General features: G+C 73.6%; 8 protein-coding genes. 2 read left to right on the forward strand and 6 right to left on the reverse strand.

Annotation, left to right across the window (positions count from 1 at the left end; translation table 11 throughout):
- The 6 genes from ACTIDRAF_RS0219600 to ACTIDRAF_RS35670 all read right to left on the reverse strand — a co-directional run.
- The coding region (locus ACTIDRAF_RS0219600) for an ABC transporter ATP-binding protein (RefSeq protein ID WP_026066293.1) at positions 1-762 on the reverse strand (762 nt) is incomplete at its 3' end.
- Positions 759-1868 (reverse strand): FecCD family ABC transporter permease, encoded by a 1110-nt coding sequence (locus ACTIDRAF_RS0219605; RefSeq protein ID WP_157163153.1) that lies wholly within the window; start codon positions 1866-1868, stop codon positions 759-761. The genes ACTIDRAF_RS0219600 and ACTIDRAF_RS0219605, both read right to left, overlap by 4 nt.
- Before the next feature lie 454 nt (positions 1869-2322).
- Positions 2323-3117 (reverse strand): hypothetical protein, encoded by a 795-nt coding sequence (locus ACTIDRAF_RS29955; protein ID WP_157163154.1) that lies wholly within the window; start codon positions 3115-3117, stop codon positions 2323-2325.
- 163 nt (positions 3118-3280) lie between these two features.
- A complete protein-coding gene (locus ACTIDRAF_RS0219615; RefSeq protein WP_016700425.1) occupies positions 3281-4621 on the reverse strand; it encodes an MFS transporter in 1341 nt (446 codons plus the stop codon).
- Positions 4622-4894: 273 nt separating this feature from the next.
- A complete protein-coding gene (locus ACTIDRAF_RS0219620) occupies positions 4895-5152 on the reverse strand; it encodes a hypothetical protein (RefSeq protein ID WP_157163155.1) in 258 nt (85 codons plus the stop codon).
- Positions 5153-5420: 268 nt separating this feature from the next.
- The gene (locus ACTIDRAF_RS35670) at positions 5421-6125 is read right to left on the reverse strand and encodes a maleate cis-trans isomerase family protein (RefSeq protein WP_483446990.1); all 705 of its coding nucleotides are present in this window, start codon (positions 6123-6125) and stop codon (positions 5421-5423) included.
- A 1389-nt stretch (positions 6126-7514) separates the two neighbouring features.
- On the opposite strand from ACTIDRAF_RS35670, the gene ACTIDRAF_RS0219630 reads away from it, so the two are divergent.
- Both ACTIDRAF_RS0219630 and ACTIDRAF_RS0219635 read left to right on the forward strand, forming a co-directional pair.
- The gene (locus ACTIDRAF_RS0219630; RefSeq protein WP_016700428.1) at positions 7515-8087 is read left to right on the forward strand and encodes a type 1 glutamine amidotransferase domain-containing protein; all 573 of its coding nucleotides are present in this window, start codon (positions 7515-7517) and stop codon (positions 8085-8087) included.
- Between the two features lie 97 nt (positions 8088-8184).
- Positions 8185-8913 carry a PIG-L deacetylase family protein gene (locus tag ACTIDRAF_RS0219635; protein WP_016700429.1) on the forward strand — a complete coding sequence of 243 codons (729 nt, stop codon included), beginning with the start codon at positions 8185-8187 and terminating at the stop codon, positions 8911-8913.
- Positions 8914-9012: the final 99 nt, after the last annotated feature.

The following is a 9012-nucleotide window of genomic DNA, read 5'->3' on the forward strand; positions in this document are numbered from 1 at the left end:
GGGGGGAGCGAAGGCCAGCAGGGGGCGGCCCGTGCGGGGGTGTTCGAGACGGTCGACGTCGACCGTGAAGACCTCGCGGATGACCTCGGGGACGAGCACCTCGGCCGCCTCGCCGGTGGCGACCACCCGCCCCTCGTGCAGCACGGCGATGTCGTCGCAGTAGGCGGCGGCGAGGTTGAGGTCGTGCAGGGCGGCGATCACGGTGCGCCCCAGTCCGGCGACCAGTCTCATCAGGTCCAGTTGGAAGCTGATGTCGAGGTGGTTGGTCGGCTCGTCCAGCACCAGGACCGGGGCGTCGGAGGCGAGCGCGCGGGCGAGCATGACCCGCTGCCGCTGCCCTCCCGAGAGCTGCCCGATCAGGCGGTGCGCGAGCCGCTCCGCTCCGACCGTGGTCAGCGCGTTCCACGCCGTCTCCAGGTCGGTGGCCGAGTGCCCGCCCAGTCCCCGTTGGTAGGGCACCCTTCCCAGCAGTACGACGTCGAGGACCGTGAGGTCGAACTCGGAGCTGGTCTCCTGGGTCATCACCGCCACCGACCGAGCCACCTCCCGCCGACCGCACCGCCACACGTCCTGGTCGCCCAACAGCACCCGCCCCTCCGTCGGGGGAACGGCTCGGTAGAGGGTCCGGAGCAACGTGGACTTCCCACTGCCGTTGGACCCGACGAACCCGAGGAACCGGCCGGAGCCCGCGACGAGATCGACCGAACGCAGCACCGGGTGACGGCCCAGGTCGACCCGCACCCGCTCGAACACGACCCTCATCGGTCGAAACCCGCGTGCGTCGCGGCCGAACGGCGCATCAACCACAGGAAGAAGGGGGCTCCGACCACGGCGGTGAGGATGCCGATCGGTACCTCGGTCGGAGCGGCGACCGTACGGGAGAGCAGGTCAGCGACCATCAGGAAGGCGGCTCCGCCGGCCACGGCGACCGGCAGCATGCGGCGGTGGTTGGAGCCCACGATGATCCGGGCCATATGGGGGACGACGAGACCGACGAAGCCGATCCCGCCGCTGGCGGACACCACGGCTCCGGTGAGCAACGCCGCCGTCACGAGCAGCAGCGCGCGGAGCCGCTGGACGTCCACGCCGAGCGCGGTCGCGGACTCGTCGCCGGTGAGCAGCGCGTTCATCGCGCGAGCGCGGGGAGCGACGACCAGACAGGCGAGGACCAGGGCGACCGCCGGAGCGAGCAGCGACTCCATCGTGGCGGCGGACACGCTTCCCAGCAGGAAGAACAGCACGCTGACGACGTTCTGCGCGTCGGTCGTCAGGGTCAGGTAGCTCGTGGTCGCGCTGAAGAGGGAACCGAGCGCGACCCCGGCCAGGATCATCCTCGTCGGGGACAGGGTGCCGCCGCGCCGCGCGAGCACCACCACCGAGACGGTGGCCAGCAGCGCTCCCCCGAAGGCCGCTCCCCCCAGGGACATGCCGCCCACGGCGGTGGACCCGAGCGTGATCACCACCACGGCGCCGAGTCCCGCCCCGGAGGAGATGCCCAGGACGTAGGGCTCCGCCAGCGGGTTGCGGACGACGACCTGCATGATCGCGCCGGCCAGGGCCAAGCCTGCGCCCGCGAGACCGGCCAGCAGGGCGCGCGGGAGGCGGAACTGCCAGACGGCCTGGTCCTGGAGCGGGGTGAGGGACCCGTCGGACATCCAGGGCATGCCGGGCAGGAGGTGTCCGAGCGTGATGAGCGCCGCCTCGTCGAGCGCGACGTCGACCGTTCCGGTGGCACCGGAGACCACGAGCAGCACGAGGATGAGCGCCGCCATCGCCACCAGGACGAGGACGACCCGGGCACGGGATCCCCCTGGTCTGGGTGGGGGCACGCCCTGCGCGGGCAGCGATCGGTGAGTCTGGATCGCCATGACGTCCTATCAGCTGGCGCGGCCACCAAGGCGAACCGCGACGAACATGGCAATCATTATCATGCGACGGTCGTCAGCCTCCCCCGTCGGGGGTAGCTGGTTCCGCCAACGACACGGAGGGTAACCGGCCGGGGGCTCGCTCCGGGGGGCGACGAGCGGTCGACGCTCTCGCCCGGCCCCGCAGGGGAAGGAGGGGTGCCCGCTCGGCCCGGTCCGGCCGCCCTCGTCCTCCGATCACCCGTTCCCCGGTCCGGGCCACCGCACCGAGATCCTCCCCGGCGGACCTACCCGAGGCGCGGGTCCCGGACCAGGTCGGCGCGGGAGGAGGCCCGGGCGAGGAGGAACGCAGGGGCAGCAGGCACCGCCCCTGCCCACGCCACCGGTGTCGGCTCCGGCACAGCACCCTGGCACCGGTCCCGGCCCGTCCGTCCGGGGAGGTGGTCGGACACCGCCGTCACGCGGGCCGCCCTTCCCGGCAGGGACCGCTGCCCCTCGGCGGCTCGCCGCTCCCGCCTGGTTCGGCGCGCGGGCCCGGCGGCAGGGCGTCCTCCAGCTGGTCGACGACCTTGCCCACCATCACCCACCCCTCGCCCAGCTCGGCCCGACCGGGGAGGTTGCCGGTCGACAGCGCGCCCGGGACGGGGTGGGACCGGTCGCCGAGGCACCCCAGGATGGTGGCCGCGTCCAGGTCGAGCCATCCCTGGTGCCGGCAGGCCGAGACCAGCATCGCCAGGTCGTGGTCGGCGACGGGCACCTGCGGTGGCGTGGCGCCGAGGTCGGGCAGCGCTCCTCGTTCGGCGAGGACGACCTGGAGCAGGGCGGCCAACAGCCAACGCAACCCCACCAGGGCCAGCTCGGTCGCTCCGACGCTCTCGCAGAGCTGGACCTCACGACAACGCCGCAGCAACAGCGCCGAGGCATCGCGGTCGTCGGTGAGGCCGGCCATCCGCTCGCCCAGCGGGTCGGAGAGGGCCCGCAGCACCGGAGGACCCGGGCACTCCGCTCGTCCCGACGCTGCCGGCTCCGTGGCTACCGGGGGAACCGGCTCCAACACCCGGTCGATCATCGACCGCAGTTCCGCCGCCGCGAGCAGGACGGCCGGTTGGTGACGCGGCGAACACGGGGTCTCCACGTCGCCGGCGGCGGTGTTCCACGGTGCCTCGTCCGCCCCGGCGCGGCGCGCCCGCGCGCCCCCCGCCCGGTCGGTGTTCGACGACCGCGCCTTCTCGACCGGTTCCCGTGCCGTCATCAGCCTCAGTCCTCCGAGCTCGCGTCCGTCGCGGCGGATCCGATCCTCCGTCATTCTCCGGCCTCCGCCGCCGCGTCGCGTCCGCCGTCCGGGCAGGTCCCCCGGGCGAACGGGTGGAGGTGGCCCCGCCTCCCGCGCCCGGGACGCCACGGGTGGTCCGCGTTCACGGGGGCGTGGCGGCGGACACCGGGTCCACGCCCCGTGCGCGCGGACCGGTGTCCCGCAGCGCCAGCGCGCACCCGAGGCTGACGAGCGCGACGCACACGAGGTACGCGCCGACCGCCCCGCTCCCGGACGCCGCCTGGAGCCGGACCGCGATCAACGGGGTGAGGGCACCACCGAGGACGCCACCCAGGCTGTAGGCGAGCGCGGCTCCCGTGTAGCGGTGGGTCGCGACGAACAGCTCGGGCAGGTAGGCGCCCATCGGGCCGTACCCCAGCCCCATGGCCAGCAACGCGCCGACCAACGCGAGCGCGACGAGGGCCGGGTCAGCCGTGTCGAACAGGGGGAAGAACACCAGTGCCCAGCCCGCGCTCACCACGCAGGCGCACACCAGGACCGGCCGCCGTCCCCAGCGGTCCGAGGCCAGGGCCGAGAGGGCGGTGGTGATCGCCAGCCCCACCACCGCCGCCATCGTCAGCGCGAGGAGCACTCCTCGGTCCATCCCGAGGACCGCGGTGCCGTAGCTGAGGCAGTAGGCCGTGGCGAGGTAGAACAGCGTGTACTGCACCACCATCACCCCTGCCCCGAGCAGGAGCCGCCGGGGTTGGCTCCTCAGCAGCGCCCCCAGCGGGGACCGGCGTGCCGGAACGGGAACGCGCCGGAACGCGGGGGTCTCCGGGAGGCGGAGCCGGACGTACAGGCCGACCAGGACCAGGACGGCGCTGACCAGGAACGGCACCCGCCACCCCCAGGTCACGAAGGCGGCGGGGGTGAGGAGGCCGTCCAGCGCGAGGAAGGCGGCGTTGGCGAGGAGGAAACCCGCCGGCGGCCCCAACTGGGTGAACAGGGCGTACCGGCCACGCCGCCCGGGCGGGGCGTGCTCGGCCGCCAGCAGGGCGGCACCACCCCACTCTCCCCCCACCCCGAGCCCCTGGACGAAGCGGAGGAGCACGAGCAACGCGGGCGCCAGCACGCCAAGCTCGGCGTGACCGGGGAGCAGACCGATGGCCAGCGTCGCGCCTCCCATCACCACCAACGACGCCACGAGCGTGTTCCGCCGGCCCAGCCGGTCGCCGAGGTGTCCGAACAGGACGGCTCCCAACGGGCGGGCGAGGAACGCGACCGCGAAGGTCGAGAAGGACGCCAACACGCCGGCGACCGGGTCCAGCGCGGGGAAGAACACCTGGTCCAGCACCAGGGCGGCGGCGAGACCGTAGGCGTAGAAGTCGAAGAACTCCAGGGCGGTGCCCACGAAACTGGCGGCGGCCAGCCGGGCGGCGGGCGCCTGGCCGGTTGCGGGGCGGGCGGCCTGGCCCCCGGTGGTGGTCTCCGCGATGTCCATCCCGCCTGACGCTATCCAGCACCGACCCCCGCTTCCATCCGCGAACGGGTCATCCTGGCCCTCGAACGAGCGAAGCTGTCCGGCGTGCCCTCGACCATGCGGGACCAGCCGAGCGTGCTCGCTCCCTCGCTCCCCATCTGGCGTGCCCGAAGCACCGGAGAACGCGGTGCGCGGGGAGGCGGTCCCCGCACCGCTGGCCCAGGCCCGGACGGCGGGCGACGGCCGACCGGTGCGCCGAGGGGACGAGGGGTGCGCGCTCGTACCGACGAACCCTCAGCCGGTCTCCCGCCGGGGCTCGTCCAGACAGGGCCAGGGGACGTCCGAGGTCAGCGCCGGCAGGATCTCCTCGGAGGCGTCGGGCCGGCGCAACACGACCTGCCCGCCGTTCACCTGGACGTGGTGCATCCGGCTCCCGTAGGACACGAGGCGGCGCAACGCCTCGCTGTAGGTCACCTGCTCTCGCTCGGCGAACCGCACGATGGCGGCCACGGTGGTGGGATGCATCGTCAGACTGCTGTGGCTGTCACTCACGTCGGGGTCGCTTTCCGTGCCGGGGATCAGGGGCTGGTGCTGGCCAGAGCTGATCGGTAGCCGACAAGCCCCGATAGTGGTGGTGGGCGACACACTAGTGGGCAATCGCCCAGGCAGCACCTCGTGACGAACGGGACCTGATCATCGTGCTACCGCTGGGGACGGGACCTTACTCCGTGCCCAGCGCCTTCCCCGTTCAGGGGAACGCCCGCCGCCGGGGCCACTTTCCGGCGGGACGACATGCCGCGAGCACCTCGGGCACCCCAGATCACCCGGCGGTGAGTTCGACGAGGGACTGGCCGGCGCCCACCGCGTGCCACCCCGCCCTCCGCAGCCCGGCCCACATCGACACCTGGTTCGCGGTGATCACGGGTTTCCCCAACCGGCGCTCCATCGGGGTGATGAGGTCGTAGGTGCGCACGTTCGTGCAGCTGACGAAGACCGCCTCCGCCCTCGGACCGTCCACGTCGAGGACGGCGCGCTCCACCTCGGCATAGGTGAGGTCCCAGATCCGCCGGACGAGACCCAGTCCCGTGCTGCCGACCACGTCGACACCGTGCTCGGCGAGGAACCGGTGGAGCCGCTCGGTGACCTCGTCGACGTAGGGGGTCACGATCGCCACCCGTCGCACTCCCAGGACGGCCAGCGCCTCGGCGAGGGCACCCGAGGACGTGACCGCCCGGGGAGCGCCTGCCGCCCGCATGGTGTTCCGCAACTCTCGTTCCCCCGCCCGGCCGTGCACGAAGCTCGCCGAGGCGCAGGCGAAGACGAGCGCCCGTGGTTCGGGCACGAGCACGTCGCGCACCGCGCCCCGCAGTGGGGACGGCCTGGTGAGTGCCGCGGCGAGTTCGTTCGTGACCGGCATCGGCACGTAGGGCAGCCTCGTGAGGTAGAGGGACACCTCGGGCGGGGCCCAACGCCACAGCTCGCGGTCGAGCGCGAAGTCGAAGGGGGCGATCACCCCGACGCCCACCGCCGCCGAGGACGCGGTGGGCGGTGGTGGTGGTTCGGACCGGCGTTCCCGGCTGGTCGTGGTGTCCCGGAGCGCGGCGCCGTCCCGGCCGGTCGGTCCGTCCACCGTGCTCTCGGTGCTCCCCCCGGCTGCGAGGGCGACCCGCGCGGGGCCAAGGGGCCGGGGTGGGCGCGGCCGCTCCGGGGCGGCGATCCGGCGACCGAGCGGCCCACCCGCCCGCCTGCCCGGGTGTGAGTGCTCCTCAGCCTCCCCGACGTCGACGGTGGCGGCTGTGCCGGGTGGTACCGGCAGCGCGGCGGCGAGAGACACCAGCGCGCGGCAGCGCGCGAACTCCACCGGGGTGAACGGGATACCGGGTCGGGTCAGGACGAGCACTCCCCCGGCTGGTGCGCGGAGGCACATCCGTGTCCCGGAGACGGTGTCGGGGACGCAGCCGGCCGGGGCCACCGCCGCTTGGAGGGGCTCGTCGGTGGCGGCGAGTTGGGCGAGGACGGCGGGCAGCGTGCCCCGGTCCGCCAGCAGCCCGGTCGTCAGGGTGAGCACCCTCGTGGTGGTGTCGGCGAGTTCGTGGACGTCGGCGAGCGCGAGGTGGGTTCCCCCACCACCCGCCCGGGTGACAGCCTCGGCCAGCTCCGCCTCCGCCACCTGGTCCGGAAGGGTGACCAGCAACTCGTCCACTGCTCCCCCGACCTCCGGGTGCACCCGCATCGATCGGATGTTCGCTCCGAGCAGGGCGAGGTGGGCGGTCAGGAGGGCGAGGCCGCCGGGAGCGTCGTCGATCCGGGTCCGGATGCGCCACAGGCGACCGGCCGGGGGAACCGGGGGATCGTTCTCGACGGCGGGCCTCCTGCCCTCCGCGCCCTCGGCCGCGGTTCCCGGTCCGCGCTCCTCGACGGCGGTCCCGCTCCTCGGAGGTCCGGGCGAGCCGGTGCCCTCGACGTGGGTCCTGCGGTGCGTCCACCACCGGTGGGTGAGCGCCGTGACGACGAGGAGGACCCCGAAGGCGACGAGCAGGCCGGCGCCGAAATCCAGGTGGCCGACTCCGGTGGCCAGCAGGTGGACGGCGCCCGCCGCGAGGAACAGGGCCGCGAGCTCCACCACCTCCGCCACCCAGCCCCGCCAGGTCGGGCCGGGTGCGCGAGGGGCTCCGGCCGCGCCGTTCGCGTCGTCGCCCGGCACCGGACCGGTGGTCGTTTCACTCATGGCGCCAGCGTGGGCCCGGTTTGTTGCACCACGGATGTGCGGCCGTGACGTGGCCGTGACGGCCTTGTCCGATCGGGTGATCTTCATGCGCGGACGCACGTTTCGCCGCCACGACCGCCGGGAAGCCGACAGGCACGGCGGGGAGGTGGGCACGGCACCCCCCGCATCGAGATCGGAGGAGGGACAGTGGCAGGCGAGTTGACAGGGCAGAAGATCGCGTTCCTGGTGGCGCCGGAAGGCGTCGAGCAGGTCGAACTCACCGAGCCGTGGGAGGCCGTGCGGTCGGCTGGCGGCCAGCCCGAGCTGGTGTCGACCCAGCAGGGAACCATCCAGGGCTTCAACCACCTGGACAAGGCCGACACGTTCCCCGTCGACCGGGTGGTCGACGACGTGAGCAGCGCCGACTACGACGCCCTGGTACTGCCCGGTGGGGTCGCCAATCCCGACTTCCTGCGCACGCACGCCGGGGCCGTGGCCTTCGCGAAGCAGTTCTTCGCGGAGGGCAAACCGGTGGGCGCGATCTGCCACGCACCGTGGACGTTGATCGAGGCGGACGTCGTGCGTGGTCGGACGGTGACGTCCTGGCCGAGTCTCCAGACCGACCTGCGCAACGCGGGGGCCACCTGGGTGGACCAGGAGGTGGTCACCGACCAGGGCCTGGTCACCAGTCGGAAGCCTGATGACCTCCCCGCGTTCTGCGCCAAGATCGTGGAGGAGTTCACCGAGGGCAGGCACGAGGGTCAGCGGCGCAGCGCCTGACCCGGACACCGCCGGAACCGGGACGCGGCCGCACGACGACCCGATCCGGTTCCGGCGCTCGGCGCCCGGGCGGTGGCGCCGGAAGGAGGCCCGAGCGATGTCGGTGAGCATCTCGGGAGAGGGCACCTCGGAGGACGTCTGGCGCGGGTGGGCCGCGCCCCGGGAATGGCCGGAGCTTGACCTGGAGGCGGCGGGCATCGCGCTCACACCGGTGGTGGTGGCGCCGCACCCCGACGACGAGGTGTTCGGGGTCGGCGGCGTGATGACGGTGCTGGGCGGCGCGCAGGTCGTGGCGGTCACCGACGGTGACGCGGCGCACCCCGGCGCGGGGGCGTATTCGCCGGCACAGCTGGCGATCATGCGGCGTTTCGAGAGCGCGCAGGCGCTGCGGAGGTTGGGGCTGCGCGACAGCGCGGTGCGCACCCTGGGGCAGCTGGACGGCGCCGTGGACGAGAAGAGCCTGGCCAAGGAGCTGGAGGGCCTGCTGCGCCCCGGGCAGTGGTGCTTCGCCACCTGGCGGGGCGACGGCCATCCGGACCACGAGGCCGTCGGCCGCGCGAGCGCGGAGGCCTGCGAACGTACCGGGGCGCGGCTCTGGGAGTACCCGATCTGGATGTGGCACTGGGCGAGACCGGACGACCCCCGGGTCCCCTGGCACCGGGCGCGGCGGGTCACGCTCCGCACGGGTGTGCTGGAGGCCAAACGACACGCGGCCGCCGCCTACGAGAGCCAGCTGAGGCCCCTCGGCCCGGGCTCCACCGCTCCGGCCCTGGCCCCGACGATGGTTGAACGCCTGTTGCGGGATTACGAGGTCGTTTTCGGATGAACTGACCAAACCGGGCGAGCGCGCTGAGGTTCAGGGGGTTGGTCGCCCGTTGGTCGCCCCGTCCGCATTCCCGACTCGCGAGGCGGGAGTGGTGGGCCG

This window comes from Actinoalloteichus spitiensis RMV-1378, from assembly GCF_000239155.1.
Lineage (GTDB): Bacteria > Actinomycetota > Actinomycetes > Mycobacteriales > Pseudonocardiaceae > Actinoalloteichus_B > Actinoalloteichus_B spitiensis.

Excerpts from the sequence above, each read along its gene's own strand:
- ACTIDRAF_RS0219605 (WP_157163153.1), bottom strand. The coding sequence starts at position 1,868 with ATGGCGATCCAGACTCACCGATCGCTGCCCGCGCAGGGCGTGCCCCCA.
- ACTIDRAF_RS29955 (WP_157163154.1), bottom strand. The coding sequence starts at position 3,117 with ATGACGGCACGGGAACCGGTCGAGAAGGCGCGGTCGTCGAACACCGAC.
- ACTIDRAF_RS0219615 (WP_016700425.1), bottom strand. The coding sequence starts at position 4,621 with ATGGACATCGCGGAGACCACCACCGGGGGCCAGGCCGCCCGCCCCGCA.
- ACTIDRAF_RS0219635 (WP_016700429.1), top strand. The coding sequence starts at position 8,185 with ATGTCGGTGAGCATCTCGGGAGAGGGCACCTCGGAGGACGTCTGGCGC.